Raw genomic sequence first — 17,473 nt, 5'->3', positions numbered from 1 at the left:
ATGACGATCAAAGTGTTAGTTGTTGACGATTCTGCGCTGATGCGCAGCTTGCTCGGTAAAATGATTGAGGCTGACCCTGAACTGTCTCTGGTTGGGCAAGCTGCCGATGCCTTTGAGGCCAAGGATCTGGTGAATCAATTTCGCCCCGATGTGATTACCTTAGACATCGAAATGCCTAAAGTGGATGGCTTAACCTTTCTGGACCGCTTGATGAAAGCCAGACCCACAGCGGTAGTGATGATTTCCTCGTTAACCGAGCAGGGCGCGGATGCGACCTTTAACGCTTTGGCCTTAGGCGCGGTGGATTTTATCCCGAAACCGAAATTAGACTCGCCCCAAGGTATCCATGATTATCAGGATTTGATTTTAGATAAGATCAAATCCGCCGCGAAAGCCAACATCATCAAACCGCAAAAATTTGTTGAGTCAACACGCCCAGTGTCGAGTAAGCGGCCGGTACTGGCCAATACGACCCTAACCCAGCATCTAGTTGCGATAGGCGCCTCTACAGGCGGCACCGAAGCCATTTTGTATGTGTTACAGCATTTACCTGCGGCTATGCCACCGATAGTGATCACCCAACATATGCCCGCGGGGTTTACCCGCACTTTTGCCGAACGCTTAAATCGACTGTCGCGGATCACTGTTAAAGAAGCGGAGCACGGTGAGCGACTCTTACCCAGTTATGCCTATGTTGCCCCTGGCGATCATCACCTTGAGATCATCAAAGTGGGTGGTAGTTATAAAGTCAAATTAACCCAAGATGAAAAGGTCAGTGGCCACAGACCTTCGGTCGATGTGATGTTTACGGCCTTGGCGCAATGTGCCGCGCCCAATATGAGCGCGATGATTTTAACCGGTATGGGCAAAGATGGCGCCGAAGGCATGGTGGCGCTACACCAAAAAGGCGTCACTACATTTGCCCAAGATGAACAAAGTTGTGTGGTATTTGGCATGCCACGAGAAGCAATAAAGTGCCGTGCAGTAGATTATGTGGTGGAGTTATCGCAGATGCCGAGCAAGCTCATTAACCATTTAAGCTCACTGTGACCGCCCACGCTGAGTGGGATTAAAAAGTAACGAATAGAGCGTGAGCCTCGCAGGAAGAGCATTACGCCGAACTGATTTGTGCGCTGCAGTGGCTCATTCTGTTTAGGGTTAGTCAGTCGTAGAAACCACGAGCTGATTTCTGCCTAAACGCTTAGCTTCGTAAAGGTTTTTATCTGCCAGTAACAGGCAATCTTGAAATTCCTCACATTGATCCGAAAAGGCTAAACCGCCGCTGAGCGTCACCTTAAATTCGACGCCATCTTCAACAAATACGATATGGCTAAAGCTTTCACGGATCGCATTCAACTTGGCAATCGCCAGTGGTTTTTGCATATCTGGCAGCACTAACATAAATTCTTCACCACCGTAGCGGCCGGTAAAGTCAGTTTGACGTAAGGATTGTTGTAGCAGATGGGCAAATGCCAACAACACCTTATCACCACCGGAATGACCATAAGTATCGTTGACCTTTTTGAAGTGATCTAAATCGAACATAGCGATACAAACTTGAGAGTTAATCCGTTTCGCTACGTTAAAACAGCGTCTCGCAGCCACCAGAATTTGGGTATGGTTTAACAGCCCAGTTAAGCTGTCGCGACTAGCCGAACTGCGAATGTCATGACCCCGTTGAGCACGGGAAATCACCTGCGCGACGAATAAACTCGGCGCGGTTTGCTTTGAAATTAAGTCATCGGATCCCGCTTGTATGATGCTGACCTTATTCTGCATAGTATCGTCTGAGCTCAATACGAGAATTGGGCTCGAGGTGTATTTATCCAGTTGGCGTATCATCTTGGCCAGCTCAAGCCCGTTCACATCTGGCATGTACAAATCGAAGATAAACAGATCGGGTTCAAACTGTTCAAGGGCTGGTAACACTTGCTCGGCACTGGATAACCCTTTTACCATTAAACCGTGACTGCGTAACAGGCTTGAAAAGTAATCCACCATAGATTGTTGATCATCCACCAGTAACACCTTAAGCGGCTGTTTCTCTGACATTTTGAGAGATTGATGGATTTTGCGCACCAATAAAGTGGTTTCCGCAGGTTTAACAAAATATTCGCTGACGTTGGCACGAATGGCCAATAGCCGCATGTCAAAATCCCCCCGCGAGGATAAAACAAACACTCGGGTATTGTTCTTCTCAAACTCAGTGGCGGCTTCGAACAAGGCCTCTTCAGTCCAATCGGGCAGAATTAAATCCAATAGAATCAGATCGAAGGGCGTTTCATTTTGCACCACCAAAAAGCTCGTGAAATTCAAAAAATGCTGCACACTAAAACCGAACTCTCGCAGCTGCTTTGTGATCATCGCACCGACATTACCATCGTCTTCTATGATGGCAATATGGTGCTCATGGCGCGCCTTTGACGGTTTATAGGGGCTTTGCTGCATTTGCGCCTCCACTACCGGCGCCGACGGTTGGCCGCGCATATTGTTTTGTAACAACTGGTGGAAGAGAGTATCTAAGCTTTTGATAGTAGGCAGTTCGGGGGCTGGCGCATTGAGCAGCCCCTTAAGCAGCAACTCAAGTTTATCGACTATGTGTTTGGTATCTGACAACCCAAAGGTCTCGCTCGACCCTTTTAAGTTACGCACCTCTCGGTACACGGCAGACAGCATGTGTGCGTCCCAATTTTTACGCAATGAAATCCACAAGGTAATGATTTGTTTCTTTTTATCCGGCAGTGCATGTAAAAACTGTCGTTTAAGTTGCTCTAACGAATCTTCAAAACTCATAGGCAATAGATATCCTAAATAATTGAGCCCTAGGTCTTAATCTCTATGTATACGCTACGCTAAGACGTTAAAACCCGTTCACTCCGACACTGAAATGGAAACTGCTCTGGAGAAGCATGTAACAGATTCAATCAATTGCACTTATCTTTACACTCACTCATAGAGTGTAAACCACTGCGACAAAAACGACGGGGAAATGCTGAGATTGCATAGGTATTGATAAGAATTTTGGGTCGAATAGCTGAAATCAGCACAGTGATCACGAGCGGCATAATGCTAAATATTTTATGTAAAACAGCATGATAATGATGACATGTATTTTTAATCAAATACGACTGTGATAAGTTAGCGTCTGTAAAAACAATCACTTGTTGCAAAAGGATCGTTGTCAGTGATCACAGTGTTTTATAATGACCACGCCGAAATACTCGCGGCACAGTATTTGTCTAAAACCTTTGAAGAAGTGCATTCGAGTTGGTTGCATCATCTTTTGCCTCTACTCACCAAAAATACATTGTCGATATTGGATGTGGGAGCAGGTTCTGGCCGGGATGTGTATTATTTAGCCGAAAAAGCACAGGGCAAAGAGACACAAATTATTGCAGTCGAACCTGCGATTGTTTTAGCAAAAATGGGGCAGGTGTTAACTCGGGATCTATCCGTGCGTTGGATTGAGGATAGTTTACCTCAGTTGCAAAAAGTGGTTGGCCTAGCGCAACAGTTTGATCTGATTTTACTCAGCGCTGTGTGGATGCATTTATCTTCCTCAGAGCGCCCACTTGCACTAGCAACACTTTCGCGCTTACTCAATTCGACTGGACTTTTAATCATCAGTTTGCGCCATGGCCCAAGCCCCGATGCGCGCGTTATGCACCCAGTCAGTGTCGATGAACTGCTCACACTGGCTGCAGATTGTCAGCTACAACTTTTAGATTTGAGCCAAGATGAAACCGATAAACTCGGTCGCTCACAAGTGCATTGGCAGACGCTAGTTTTCACACCCAAACTGATGCCAAACGTAAATGCACCTGAAGCAAGCGTTATTATTCAGGAGCGACTGAATGCCGATTGATGCGAGAAGACAAGTTGAATTTATTAGCTATTTACAACGTCTATTAGTTGAAGGGGATTTCGTTGCAACTTACAAATTTGCCTTACTGCATGCGATCGCCGATATCTGTATCGAACGGCCATTAATACTCAATGCCGATCCTGCGCTGAAAACCGCGATTAGTATTGATGATTTGGTAGAGAAGTTTATTGAACTTTACTGGCAACACTCTTTGCCTTTTGGTGCCAATGATGGGTATTTTGTCCTGATCTAAAATAGTGGAAAGCAATCAGCCTTGATCAACAGTTTGATTGAACTACGCCATCAAGGTGTTAACAGTCTATCCCAGTTAAAAGCGCATCTTAGTTATCCAGCTTTATTGCGTAAAACGCGCGGTACGTTTAAAGATGGCCCCTTATGGCGCTTACAAAACTTGTCACGTAATGAAGAATGTTTCCTTTATCCCCATGATAAAACGAAAAATTACATCGAGTTGAATCCGGGGATCGCATTTTGCTTCAGGCGATTTCACGATTTAGTGGTGTCATTGGCTCGTACTCAATGGGTACAAAAAATCGCCGATTTTCCAGCAAATCAGGTCATTATAGGCAGTAAAGGCAATTTAAGTGAGTTTCTGTTTGGTAGCGACAGACAGACGATCACCTATGCTAGACCTGTACTGCGTGATATACAAAAAGGCCAATGCTTCTATTGCCAAAAATCATTAAAAGAAACAGGCGAAGTGGATCATTTTATCCCTTGGGCACGATATCCTAATGATTTAGGCCATAATTTTGTCCTCGCACATAGCAGTTGTAATAATCAAAAACGCGATCATCTTGCCGCTCAGCACCATAAAGATAACTGGTATGAGCAAAATATTATCCAGCATGGCCAAACGTTACACTCTGAACTCAATCGATATTTCGTCTGTGAGAGTGATCGCTCTGAAGCCATTACGACGTGGGCTTATCAGCTTGCAGGAGAAAATCGCTCGCTTCTCTGGCTCGATAAAAAGACCTTTGTGCCTTTTAACGTGATAGATAATGACTTATCAAGTACAGCAATTTAGAGCATGCTCACAGTTTTATGGCACTTATTTTTAGCACTCGTCAAGGTCGAGTGACCTTAAAGCAACTGTGCTGCAATTGAATGAGCAACGCTGCCAAGCTAAAGTAATCGATGAACTATTTACATGTTATCTTGGTGGCATTACATTTTATCTTCATTGATTTTGTTACCTGTTGATAGTAAAGGTTTACTTCCTGATAAGGTAATTGATTTCAAAGAAAATAAGGAGTATTTGGTGGACATATATGGCGCACTCGTTCAGTGACAACAAGCAGATGAATGCACCATGGAATATATTGATAATACATGTCTAGTTTTGGAGGTTTGATGATGAAATCGATTTTCTTACTGCCCATATCTGTGCTTGTGCTGATAGGTTGTACAACGCCTAAATCGCCGAGCGAAGTCTATGACGAGTACAATACTAAGGTACAGCAGGGGATGAGTTATCAAGAGGACAAGGCTTACTATACCCAACGTAAGCAAGCGGATGTTGAGTCTAAGTTCCCACAGTATATGCAGCAGATGAAGCTGTCCCGCGATGAAGTGATCGCATCTTATCTTTCATTTTCAAAAGCGACAGCCAAGTGCAAAGCACTCACCTTAGTGTCGCAGGTGATAGAAGGGGATACGGCCGTCCTTGAATATGCACAAAAAGATCTCTGTGGTAACGCATCGGAGGCGAATGAAAAACAAAGAATTAGCATGATAAATGAAGGTGGTTGGAAAATTGATGAGCTCCAAATTAGTCTCTAAATCATTTGGAATATCGTATCAATGACAGGATTTTATGAGTTTTTTAGCCTGCCAAACGGAGTTGAGGTTACTTGCCCCCATTGTACTGGCTGCGCCACTTTTACCTTTGCCCATGTTTTTCGTTTAGAGAAAAAAGATGTGCATTTATTTGAGGATAGGCAGTTTGAGATCAAGCAGTTTAATCAAAGGTTTGCCCATAAATGGCCAGGTGTGCTGTTTTTCCCTCCGCTATTGGATGCTTCTTGGCGGGAAAAATTGCCAGAAAAATACCAAGGTACTTCGACTTGGGAACATAGGGCAAACAGTGCTTTTACAGATGGTACAGATCTTGGTCTTATTTGTTGTTATCAGTGTATGGCAAAACAGAAACATCGACTTGAATGGCCCAATGACGCATTTTATTCCCTTGAGTTTAAAGGTCATTCACTTTGGGCATTTAATAAACAGATGATGCTTCAGATCCGTGATTACATTCAGGCCAAAGATCGCGATGCGGTATTCGAGTCTGAGCCGATAGTCATTCGACATTTGCCGACAATTTTTAAACTGGCTAAAAATCGTGAGATATTGGTTAAAAAAATTAATAAGCTAATGAGTAACTAGTCAGATTTAGCCCAACAAAAAGTCGTCACAGAATAACCAATGACGACTTTTTAATGCGATAACGCTGGGTTAATCGGCGTAAGTTAGCCGAATAACATTACGCGCTCTTTCTCGCTTCCATTTCAGCTTGGCTTGAAAGGTACTCATCGAAAGTACCTTGGAAGTTAATCACTTTTTTATCTTTAATATCAATGATACGTGTTGCGAGTGACGATACAAACTCACGGTCATGACTGACGAATATCAAAGTGCCTTCAAAGTCTTTCAACGCATTATTGAGTGCTTCGATGGCTTCCATGTCCATGTGGTTAGTCGGTTCGTCCATGATTAGCACATTGATGTCTTGCATCATTAACTTACCGAATAACAAGCGGTTTTTCTCACCACCTGAACAGTTACGGGCTTTCTTGTTCGCGTCATCTTCGGTGAACAGCAGACGGCCTAACATGGCGCGTACCATAAGATCGTTGTGCTTAGGTTGGCGCCACTGTGACATCCAATCCATTAACGTGTAGTCATTATCAAATTCGTCACTGCTGTCTTGTGGACAGTAGCCGATTGATGCGTTTTCTGACCACTTGATCACGCCTTTATTATGTTCTAAATCATTGACTAAGCAACGTAGGAAAGTGGTTTTACCCACGCCGTTTTCGCCGATAATCGCTAATTTTGCACCGGCTTCGAGGATTAAGTCGCCGCCTTCGAATAGCAGCTCACCATCAAACCCGTGGGCCAAATCTTCGAGGATCAGTGCTTGGCGATGCATTTTCTTGCCGGCATCGAAACGAATAGAAGGGTGAATACGGCTTGATGATTTCACTTCATCAAGCTTGATCTTGTCCATTTTTTTCGCGCGCGAGCTGGCTTGTTTTGCCTTAGATGCGTTGGCACCGAAGCGGTTGACGAAGTCTTGCAGTTCTTCGATTTCAGCACTCTTCTTGGCGTTACCCGATAATAATTGTTCACGGAGCAAAGACGATTGTGCAAGGAAGTATTCGTAGTTACCAGGGTAAATGCGCAGTTCGCCGTAATCGATATCGGCCATGTGGGTACATACGGCATTCAAGAAATGCCTATCATGGGAAATAATGATCATGGTGCATTTGCGTTTGTTCAACTCGGCTTCTAACCAGCTAATGGTATGTATGTCCAAGTTGTTGGTTGGTTCGTCGAGCAGCAAAATATCTGGGTTGGCAAATAGTGCTTGTGCCAACAGTACCCGCAGTTTCCAACCCGGTGCGACTTGCTGCATTAGGCCGTAATGGAAAGATTCTTCAATACCCGCTTCGAGCAGGATTTCACCGGCGCGGCTTTCTGCGCTGTAGCCATCCATTTCGGCAAATTCACTTTCAAGATCGCCAACACGCATGCCATCTTCTTCAGTCATATTCGGATTGGCGTAAATTGCATCGCGTTCCTGTTTGACTTTCCACAGGGCTACATCCCCCATGATCACCGCATCGATCACACTGTATTGTTCAAACGCGAACTGATCTTGGCTTAGGGTACCGACTTTTAAGCCGGGCGTGATGGACACATTGCCAGAGGTTGGCGCTAACGCTCCGCTGAGGATCTTCATAAAGGTCGATTTGCCACAGCCATTCGCGCCGATCAAACCATAGCGGTGACCATTGCCAAATTTCGCTGAAATGTTTTCAAACAATGGCTCAGGGCCAAACTGCATCGTGATGTTCGCGGTAGAGATCAAAGGAGCTTTCCTAGGTATTTGCTAACGGGGATTGTGACAAACAAGCCTCAAAATGAAACATGCGCTTCACCCACTCTAAGCCAAAACATTAAAGTTGGGATAATAAGGTCGCGGAGTATACAGACTAAGGGCTAAAGATGCGAGCAAGGATGTGATGCGCAGCTATAAATCGAGCCGTTTCAGTTGCGTTTATTTTGAGGTTGACCCAAGGCATCAGCGGATCATAGGTAAAATTTAGAAACGGGTTTGAGCTTGATGCTGAGTTCATACCTGTTAGCGTGATATCGCGGATATGCAGATTAAAACCGTCGGCTGCGGCGTATTTTCTTTGCCCTAAAGCCGATGCCAAACCTCGCTAGCGCAAATAAAAGAAGGCGTTTAGCTTATTTACCGTTATTATTCCCGCAGTTTTGTCGAGCAGCAGATTTTACGGCTAATATTTAATGGCTCAGTTTGGAGGCTTCAGGTCCTTAAGATTTAAGATCTAAGCATCACGAGTAACAAGGCTTAACGCCCTATGCTATTGCCGTAACAACGTCAGTGGCTCATGACTTCATAACTTGAGTGATTTCTCTAATCGCGAATTTTAGTAGCGAATTGAGTCACTCGTTTAACAACTCAAAACCGTAAACTAATACAGTAAAATCAGCCAATAGGGCTGAACTTGGAATTCCCATGATTGAAGAGCAACAGAACAACCCGTTACACGGCCTCAAACTCGAGACAATGATCACTGAGTTAGTCGATTTTTATGGCTGGAAAATTTTATACGCGGCATTAAAGCTAGGTTGCTTTAACACCAACCCGACCATTGAGGCCTGTATTATTTTCCTCAAGAAGACTGAGTGGGCGCGGGAGAAAGTGGAAAACTTTTACCTGTATCGATTCAAGCGTATGCCTAAAGCCGTCGGTGAGCAGTTTGATCTTAAGCCACGCGAACGAGGTTTTGCCTCAGGTATCGCGCCGCGTAAACCGATGGAACTCACCATAGAATCTATCGCTAAAATGCAGGCACAAGCCAGCGCCGAGTACGAAGCGGGTAATAAACGTCCTAACTCTGGTTATGGCTCAGGTAAGAGCTTTGGTAATGGTTCAGGTAAAAGCTCAGGCAAAAAACCTACGGGTGGACGTGGCACCGGCTCTGGATATGCTTCATCGAATAGCAACTCACAGCGCCGCAGCGAACCCCGAAACGAGCCAAGAAACGATTCAAGAATGGCTGAGCGTTCCGGACCAAGCCCATCGACGGATGACAACGATCCGTGGGGCACTAAACGCGGCTAATCCCATGTCTGCCGAATTGAGTGGGTATGGTTTTTCACAGGCGTTAGTTTTACATTCGTGATTTACAGTGACGAGCCTCAACTTGCTATTTTCGTACCCGTAAAAAATTAGCTCTGGTATGAGTTAGCTTTTGTAAGAGTCGTTTTGAAGTCATGGCTCTGGTTGTATGATAGAACATCTGATTTATCGCCTGATTTAAAGAGAAGAGGTTAGTTGTTGAATACAGCTAACCTCTTTTTTATGATTAACTATTCACTTTATTGCATTAAGGTGAGAAAAATATCGGGGATTATAGTTTTAGATTTGCATATCATGTGCATAACCAGTTAATTCATCAATTTGCAATCAGATGGTGCCGGTTGCTCATGTTTACGACCAATACCAGCGCCTTCTCTAACACCTGTGCTTTATATTCTATACCTTTGTTCATCTTAGTCTGCTAAATGCCCAGAGTTAACGTCAAGGTGTTTGACGATACAGCTCCAAGGTAACCATTTAAATGTTTGATTATCATTGGGTAAGTAGTTTTAGCCGTCTTGCTCCACCAGCATTCCCTGTTGCCAAACGCCGCTGCCGACTGGCTGATGTGTAATGGCCAAACCATAGGTTTCGGCGCTGCCGTCATTCCGCGCCAAGGGATATTTCAATCACTACTATATGCGAACTGCGGTTAGGCTTAGTGGTTGGTATTCTTTTGTGTCTAATGCGGGATAACTTAAGTTTGCCTGACATAGCGGAAAAACTGACAATGAGCCCAGCCACCTTAAAACGGTGTTTGGCCGAGATGGATTTAAACTTTGCCCAACTCGCTGATACTTGCTGATGAGACCCGTTTAATCAAAGCACGCTATAACTTGGCGACACCTGCGCAAGATGCTCACAGTATTGCCACTTCTTTATCCTTCTGCGACGCCAGTGATTATAGGCGTTCCTTTAAACGCTGGACTGGCCAATTACCCACTTATTTTCGCAGTTGGCTTGCTTAAGCCATAAGCCATTAAAAACTATCCTACTTATATCTCTAAGCTGATACTGCCGCGGTTTGCCTATTCCAAATGTGAATAACCATGCAGGGAAAGCGCAGATCAGTGAGAGTAATCCCGACGCCATATCCCATATTTTGAATATTTAATGCATAAATAATCAATTTGGCGTTTTATGGCCTTTGCTGGTGAATCTTATATTTTATGCGGTTTTATAGGGGGTTCTGTTGATTGCGGTTTTATCTATGATGCAATGATTTAACCGAACGAATAACTAGACACTTTTTTCCATCGCTTTTTTGACTGTGCCATGGTCTCAGATAAACAATGGCATTTATACTCGTTTTCCTATTGCAAAAAAACGTGGTGAATAAAAGGCTGAGATGGAGGAACTGAGTGATGAGTGACGAAAAAATCACTGGACTTTATTTCATCGAGAAACTTCAACGCATTTGGATTACTTTTACATTTAGACATCCAGAGCCAGTAGATGACATCGACCATAAGACGTATATGGAGCTGCTAGATAAAATAAAAAATTCAGATGGAACGCGATATGATTTGTACACCTATCTCCTATCAAAGCAAAACAAGTGCACAGACATTCTCCAATTTCTTAAAACACACCAGAACTGAGAATAATTTATCTCAAGAAGATTTATGTAGTCTGCTCAGGCAAAAAAGCTGCCTGTTCGATATGTTAGATTCCATCACTATTAGCCGTTGGGAGCGGGGAGTTAACATTCCATCCCTAGCTAAACAGTCTGAAATCGTTGAAATATTTGGCTCTGAACTGTTTGATATTTATCGGGAGGACAAAAAATTCATCAACGAAGGTTTAGCGTTAATTAACCTTTTTGAATCGACCATAGAACGCAGTGATCATCCGTACTACCGTAATACTCCTTATCGTGTCGAGTTTATCGAAAGCCACCATCAAAACTTTATGACCCTGCTGCAACTTAGCTTGGTTTATGAAAGTAACCCGCGTTTATCCTTTGTGAGCCGTAAGTTGTCTCAACCTTTTTTTCGTGGACTCTCATTGGTGGTGGCTTTTAGCTTTGGCGATCAAATCATTGGACACAGTCTATTCTGCCGCACTCAAGGCAAAATTGCCCTCGAATTTATGAATGATGAGGTGGACTTGTTTGAGGTCATTAACCATAACAGTCAAGCTTTGCCAGATACCTTAATGGTGTTCTCCTCCTTTGGCGTAACGCCTTATATTGAAAATTATATGATGTCTGTTTATCTCAATGAATTAGCCACGAGTCGCTCACTTAAGTTTTTGAGTTTTAATATCTGCGATGAGTCACTAAAACGAAAATTGACGCAATTTAAGTTGCCCATATTTAAAGTAAGAACGATAGAAGGCGGCTTCAAACCAGTCAAAAACTATTCGTTTTTCTCCAGTCGCACAGAAGTCATGGCGAATCGTAATTTACTCAAGCTTTCTGTTATCCCTACATCCAAATCCCAGACGATCGATCCCATTTTCTTTATGCAGTTAGAGACCAATATATGAATATTCTCATCATAGATGATCAACGCTTTATTAGAGAAACCATGAAAGCTGATATCCATAAGTACTTAGCAGAGGACAATGTGGAGATCTATGAAGCCAGTAATGGTAATCAAGGAATTGAACTGATCTTAGCTGTAGAAGCAAAACTTGATTTAGTCATTTTAGATTTAAAAATGGATCAAGGTGACGGTATTGCGGTGATTAATATGTTGGCCTCCGAGCCCCGATTTACAGCCATTCCGATTGCGGTGATAAGCTCCTCGGATAAACGGACTTTAGAACTGGTGGATAGCATTATCACGGGTTTGAAACTCAACTTGCTTGGCGTATTTGCTAAACCTATCAATGTGAATGACATTTTAACGCCATTGCTAGACGCCTCCGACGATAGAAACCGTGTCCATCAAGATGAGTCTATCGTGCAAGACATGGCGGCGAATATCAATGTGCGGCAATTGCTCAAAAATGAACAATTAATTTTGTGTTATCAACCTAAGATTAACCTTAAAACAAAGGATATCATCGGTTTTGAAGTGCTTTCGCGGCTTTGCGATCAATCCAATGGCTATATTTATCCCGACGTTTTTTTGCCACTGGTGAATCAGCAGGGGCTAAATAGCTTGTTTTCGCGGATGGTTATTTCCCAAGCATTGCAATGTTGGTCGCGCCAACCGTTATTAATGGCGTTTGCCCTGTCGATTAACATTACCGCAGATGATTTGACCTGTGATGAACTCATTGAGTACATCATCGAATGTGGTCGTGAGTATAAACAAATCCATTTGATTTTAGAGCTCACCGAATCACAGGAAATCATTAACCAAGATAGAGTACTTAATTCAATTGCACGGCTGATCATCAATAATATTGATATTTCCCTCGATGATTTCGGTAAAAGTTATTCTACCTATGATCGTCTTGATGCCATTCCCTTTAAAGAGATCAAAATTGATAAAAGTTTTGTCTCCGATATGGATATCAATCATCAACATTATCTCATCGTAGAGTCCACCATCGCGCTTGCGCAAAAGATGCACGTAAAGGTGGTTGCAGAAGGCGTTGAGACAAGTGCAATAGAGTTAATTCTCTCTGAGTTGGGATGTGATGTTGCCCAAGGTTATTTGTACAGCCCCCCGATTGAAGGTCGTTATCTTATTGATTGGATTGCTCAATATAATAGGAGTGCCTAATGTATGAATGCTAATACTGAGTTACCCAAGGCCTTATCTGTATTCTTTGAGCAATACAGCCAAGAACAGCAATCGCGACTGCGATTGACACTGATTGCTGAATTACAGCGAATGCGACTTGGGCTAGAACAATATGAGTCCTCTGACAGTATCGAAGGCCTGAAACATCAATTTACGGGTATTGCGCGCTACTTGCAGCTTAAAGATATGCTGTCTGTCATGGATGTTTGCGAGCGAGAGCAGTTTGAACATCAGTTATGCAGCTTGCTAAAGGCCGTAATGGATTACGCTAATGAGCTTTAAATATAGCGCTTGTATCAATATGTTCAGTGGCTTATGGGTCACTCTGTTGGTGCTGTGGTTAACCTTGTCCCACTCACGTTATGAATTTGACTCCATTTACAATAAAAAAGCAGAAGCGGTTTTTACTTCTTCACGGGATATGTTCTTACAACATGAAATTATGTTGGATGCGCTAAAATCGTTTTTTTATGCTTCGAGTGAGGTAACGTCACAGGAATTTGAGGTTTTTGCTAAGGACTTACTGAAGATCAAATCTGCTGTCGCTTTTACACTGACCCCCGAACTTGAACTGGCCTATATCTCTGATCAGACAATGGCGCCAGAACTTAAGCCACTTAAATTAGTCAAGAATAGTAAAGGGGAACTTCAGGCTAGCCTTGCCGATTACACGTTAGCGGTTGTTAATATCGATGGGCCTAATATGCTTTATTTAGTCTATGCCATTTCTCATCAGCGGATATTAGCGCGGATTGAGCAGGAGCAGGGTGTATGTATTAGCTATCAATTTGAACAATCGTTATTGCAAAGTTCATCCTGTAACCATGAGTTTTCCACAGGCATATTTTCAATGTTTAGCTACACAGATAGCCGAACTTTGGATATTCCTGGATACCAAACCCGGGTAGATTTACGCATAGAATATCAAGTGCCACAAAAAGAGGTTGTCGAGCTAATCGTGATTATCTTACTGATTGCTTCTCTTGGTATTACTCTGTCTTTTCTTTTGTACTTTAAGTCTAAAAATCAGCATATTGTAGAGCAGATAAAGCTCGATAATCGATCTAGATTAGCAGTGCTTTCCAGCATAAATCATGAGATCCGCACTCCTATCAATGCCATTCTTGGCTACAGTCGCATGTTAAAAAAAGCGCGCTCACAGCCACAAAAACTGGACGAAATTATCGATAAAATGACCTGGTCAGCTAACTTACTTTACTCGGTTGCCGAAAATACGTTGAATTACAGTAAGGCTGAAGCTGGGCAGTTAAAATTGAATCGGCATTTAGTCAATTTACACGAATATCTGAGCAACATTGAGGATTACTATCGTGCTTTTAGTGCGACATCGGGTAAACGTTTAAAGGTTGTCGTGAATGAGTCTTTGCCGAAGTTTATCGAGCTTGATGGGACTAAGTTATTCCAACTCATGACTAACATTATCAATAATGCCTTTAAATACAGTACGGGTAGCGAAGTGCATTGTTATATGGACTTACGCCTTAAACGTAACCATAAAGACCATAGTCCTATGCTTAGGGTACTGATCCGCGATTTTGGCGAGGGTATGTCAAAGGAAGCGCAGCGCGCTTTAGTTGATCCCTTTATGCACGCATCTAACTCATATACAACAACATCGGGCATGGGATTAGGACTCTATACTTGTAATCGATTGCTTGAGCAAATTGGCGGTAAGTTTATGTTGCGCAGTCAAAAGGGCAAAGGCACCACAGTGCTGTTACATTTTCCCTGCCAACTTACCGAGGTGAAAGAACGATTAACGATTCAATATGATCAACAAAAAGTGTTAATCATAGATGATAATCTGTTTAACCTTGAGATTTGCAAAGCCATGCTAGAGCACTATCATTTTCAAACCTTCAGTGTTGATAACGCAGCGCAAGCACTTAAGATGTTGATTCACTCATTGCCACATATTGTTATTGTGGATTACCGTTTACAAGATATGAATGGCTTGCAACTTATTAAACAGATGCAACAAACATTACAAAACCTTGCCAGTGATACCCTGATTGAGCATCACTGTCGCTTCTTTTTGCTTTCAGCTAATGATAGCGATGATATTCCTGAGTTAGCATTATTCCCTGAGGTACATTTCATGCAGAAACCTTTTAGTGCTGAAATATTTCTCAGTAAATTGGCCGTAAAATCGTAAATTATCAAAGTATTGGATCTGATTTTTAAAGCTTATTTGCCGAATGTGTGGGATTTATATCGCGGTAGAGCCAATCCCGTTGCGGTAATATGGGGGTAAAGACAAAGACGCTGTGATTAGTGTAGAACGCTGCTAATCTAAACATGTCGGAGATCTTCTCTAAAAGCGTCATTGCTAGGAATAATCGATGGAAAAAGAATCTCTTGAGTCTGTTTACCCCTTTTTAACCGAAGCCTTACGGCTAAGCGAGAATGGCCTCGCTGTTTTGGACAAGCACAATCATTTTATCTTTTATAACCATACCTTTGCGAAAATGTTTGGTTTTGTTGATCAAGACATGGCTGGCCGGCATTTTGACGACATGATGCACTTTACCTTTACCCATAAGCAAGGGCCTAAAATTGATCATGAAACCATAGAGGAATGGCTTGAACTTATTCATGCGAATCAACGTAAATCAGCTTTTCGACGTTTTGAAGTGGATCTGGTCGACGGTAGCTGGTTGCAACTTTCTGAGCAGGTTTATCACAATGGCGATATGGTCATTGTTTGCACCGATATTACCCAGTTAAAACAGGTCGAATTTGCCCTAAGGAATGCGCAGACTGAGTTGAATCGACTCGCACTCACCGATGAATTAACCGGTATTGCCAATCGACGGCATTTTTTCCAGCAGTTAGAGCATGAAATCAAACGCTTGAGTCGTCTACAGTTACCTTTGTGCCTTGTCATGATGGATATCGATTATTTTAAACTCGTTAATGATCGCTATGGGCATCAAGTGGGTGACAAGATACTGCAGCATTTTACCCAATTTATCAGTGCTTGCACGCGCCCATACGATATCTTTGGTCGCTTCGGCGGTGAGGAATTTGCGCTATTACTGCCAGAAACGTCGGTCGATGTCGCGCAGAAAATTGTGACGCGTATGATGTCAGCGCTTGCGAATGAAGATCTTTCAGCGATAGTCGCCGATTTTCACTATCAATTTTCGGCAGGAGTGAGTGCGTTAACACCTGTGATCACTCATCATGCCATCGAAGAAAACGGCGGTATTTTAGTGCTTCAGTCTGTGCCTTCACCGATTGAGATAGGGAGTCAGTGCCGTTCAGATGCTGAAAAGCTGGTGGCCGAGGCCGATAAAGCCTTGTATCACGCTAAAACTACGGGGCGAAATCGTGTCGTGGTTTGGGATGATGTGATATTAACGGCTAAAGCTTAACGAACCCTGTGGTTGTCGAAATCTAAGCATCGCGATACCAAACCAAGAGTAAGCGCTGCTTGGCTCCTATTCTTAACTTGATATTGTACTTAATGCAGCGTTTTGTTCCTCTGCATTTTCACCTAAAATAGCCAGCTTAATGTGTCTCTCACTGCATAGGGTTCAAGGTAAGCCGTGTTAATCAATCAGCAATATAACCGCCATGGACCCGATTATCGATTTGGTGAGCAAGTCACTTTTCTTGATATTAAACAAACCTTTGGTTTTAGCCATGTGCGTGTGGGCCGCTGGGTGACGCGGGATGAATCACGCATTGCTGCGGATTTAGTGTTTGATTCGCTAGCCGATCTGGCCTTTATCTTAAAATTGCCACCTTTGACTTTAGGGCTGCGGGAAACCGTCAGCCTGGCCTTTGGACATGGCGGTCAAAAGGGCGTACAGGCCCATTATGCACCCGCGACCCGAGAGTTGGCATTGGCTAAAAATGCAGGTGCTGGTGCTTTAGCCCATGAGTTTTGGCATGCGTTTGACCATTATATTGCCGCTAAATCATTCAAACCCACTAATAAGCGGTTTCAGTGTGCGAGCGATCTTTGGCTATCCGATCTGCCCATCATAGAGCATCCATTAAATGTTCGATTATCTGAGATCTTCAAAGTGACATTGTTGAGTGGACAGGGTGATGAGCCCCATGATTATGTTCGCCGAGCGATTGCATTAGATAAAAAACATGGGATGCAGTACTTCTCTCGGCCAACGGAGATGATGGCGCGAGCATTTGAAGCCTGTATTGAATCCTATACTGATATTTCGAATCCGTATTTAGTGTCGGGAACCCGTTTTTCAGCAATGGCAAAGGAGGGAGCTTATCCCGATGAGGCCCACAGACAAGTGATTTTTCAGGCGCTGATCAATTACTTTGAACCGTTGGGGATCGCATTGGGTAAAAATCCCTTAACTAGGGCGTGTTGACGTTTTGAGTCATGCATTTGAACAGAGGTTGGTTTAGCGTCGCTAGAGAGCAAGGTAAAAGGTAAAACGACATTCGCCTTAGGTATTTTGAATGCGAATGCGAATGGCAGTGGACTGG

General features: G+C 43.2%; 13 protein-coding genes and 1 pseudogene. 12 read left to right on the top strand and 2 right to left on the bottom strand.

From position 1 onward, the window contains the following. Nucleotides 1-1,050, top strand: a complete 1,050-nt coding sequence (locus tag AAA952_RS05615) for a protein-glutamate methylesterase/protein-glutamine glutaminase (RefSeq protein WP_338255174.1) — start codon at nt 1-3, stop codon at nt 1,048-1,050. A gap of 108 nt (nt 1,051-1,158) precedes the next feature. Here the strand turns inward: AAA952_RS05615 and AAA952_RS05610 are convergent, their stop codons facing one another. After that, the gene (locus tag AAA952_RS05610) at nt 1,159-2,793 is read right to left on the bottom strand and encodes a diguanylate cyclase (protein ID WP_338255173.1); all 1,635 of its coding nucleotides are present in this window, start codon (nt 2,791-2,793) and stop codon (nt 1,159-1,161) included. Nucleotides 2,794-3,184: 391 nt separating this feature from the next. Between AAA952_RS05610 and AAA952_RS05605 the strand changes: the two genes are divergently transcribed. From AAA952_RS05605 to AAA952_RS05585, 4 genes and pseudogenes are all read left to right on the top strand, one after another. Continuing rightward, complete coding sequence (locus AAA952_RS05605; protein ID WP_338255170.1) at nt 3,185-3,865, top strand: class I SAM-dependent methyltransferase; 681 nt, start codon at nt 3,185-3,187, stop codon at nt 3,863-3,865. Next, nucleotides 3,855-4,916, top strand: a pseudogene (locus tag AAA952_RS05595) (HNH endonuclease). Before AAA952_RS05605 ends, AAA952_RS05595 begins: the two are co-directional and overlap by 11 nt. A 326-nt stretch (nt 4,917-5,242) precedes the next feature. Beyond that, entirely contained in the window at nt 5,243-5,671 is a 429-nt protein-coding gene (locus AAA952_RS05590) for a hypothetical protein (protein WP_168827119.1), read from the top strand. Nucleotides 5,672-5,692: 21 nt separating this feature from the next. After that, nucleotides 5,693-6,274: a hypothetical protein gene (locus tag AAA952_RS05585; RefSeq protein ID WP_338255161.1), complete on the top strand. Its 582-nt coding sequence runs from the start codon at nt 5,693-5,695 to the stop codon at nt 6,272-6,274. Nucleotides 6,275-6,371: 97 nt separating this feature from the next. On the opposite strand, the gene AAA952_RS05580 is transcribed toward AAA952_RS05585, so the two are convergent. Further along, entirely contained in the window at nt 6,372-7,982 is a 1,611-nt protein-coding gene (locus tag AAA952_RS05580; protein WP_263197450.1) for an ABC-F family ATPase, read from the bottom strand. A 675-nt stretch (nt 7,983-8,657) separates the two neighbouring features. Between AAA952_RS05580 and AAA952_RS05575 the strand changes: the two genes are divergently transcribed. The 7 genes from AAA952_RS05575 to AAA952_RS05545 all read left to right on the top strand — a co-directional run bounded on the left by AAA952_RS05575 (nt 8,658) and on the right by AAA952_RS05545 (nt 17,355). Continuing rightward, nucleotides 8,658-9,266, top strand: coding sequence for a VF530 family DNA-binding protein (locus AAA952_RS05575; protein ID WP_131524740.1), 609 nt, complete (start codon nt 8,658-8,660; stop codon nt 9,264-9,266). Nucleotides 9,267-10,805: 1,539 nt separating this feature from the next. After that, nucleotides 10,806-11,774: a helix-turn-helix transcriptional regulator gene (locus AAA952_RS05570; RefSeq protein WP_263202499.1), complete on the top strand. Its 969-nt coding sequence runs from the start codon at nt 10,806-10,808 to the stop codon at nt 11,772-11,774. After that, nucleotides 11,771-12,964, top strand: coding sequence for an EAL domain-containing protein (locus AAA952_RS05565; protein WP_338255155.1), 1,194 nt, complete (start codon nt 11,771-11,773; stop codon nt 12,962-12,964). The genes AAA952_RS05570 and AAA952_RS05565 overlap by 4 nt, the downstream gene beginning before the upstream one ends. 3 nt (nt 12,965-12,967) lie before the next feature. After that, nucleotides 12,968-13,267 (top strand): hypothetical protein, encoded by a 300-nt coding sequence (locus AAA952_RS05560; RefSeq protein ID WP_173496906.1) that lies wholly within the window; start codon nt 12,968-12,970, stop codon nt 13,265-13,267. Next, nucleotides 13,257-15,161: a hybrid sensor histidine kinase/response regulator gene (locus tag AAA952_RS05555; protein ID WP_338255153.1), complete on the top strand. Its 1,905-nt coding sequence runs from the start codon at nt 13,257-13,259 to the stop codon at nt 15,159-15,161. The genes AAA952_RS05560 and AAA952_RS05555 overlap by 11 nt, the downstream gene beginning before the upstream one ends. Nucleotides 15,162-15,348: 187 nt before the next feature. Next, nucleotides 15,349-16,383: a GGDEF domain-containing protein gene (locus AAA952_RS05550; RefSeq protein ID WP_338255151.1), complete on the top strand. Its 1,035-nt coding sequence runs from the start codon at nt 15,349-15,351 to the stop codon at nt 16,381-16,383. A 174-nt stretch (nt 16,384-16,557) separates the two neighbouring features. Continuing rightward, nucleotides 16,558-17,355 carry a CLCA_X family protein gene (locus AAA952_RS05545; protein ID WP_338255148.1) on the top strand — a complete coding sequence of 266 codons (798 nt, stop codon included), beginning with the start codon at nt 16,558-16,560 and terminating at the stop codon, nt 17,353-17,355. The last annotated feature ends 118 nt before the right edge of the window (nt 17,356-17,473 follow it).

Origin of the sequence: Shewanella sp. M-Br (assembly GCF_036245925.1) — a bacterium.
Classification (GTDB): domain Bacteria; phylum Pseudomonadota; class Gammaproteobacteria; order Enterobacterales; family Shewanellaceae; genus Shewanella; species Shewanella oncorhynchi.
The sequence above is the reverse complement of the archived record's forward strand: the minus strand, read 5'-3'. Positions and strand labels throughout refer to the sequence as shown.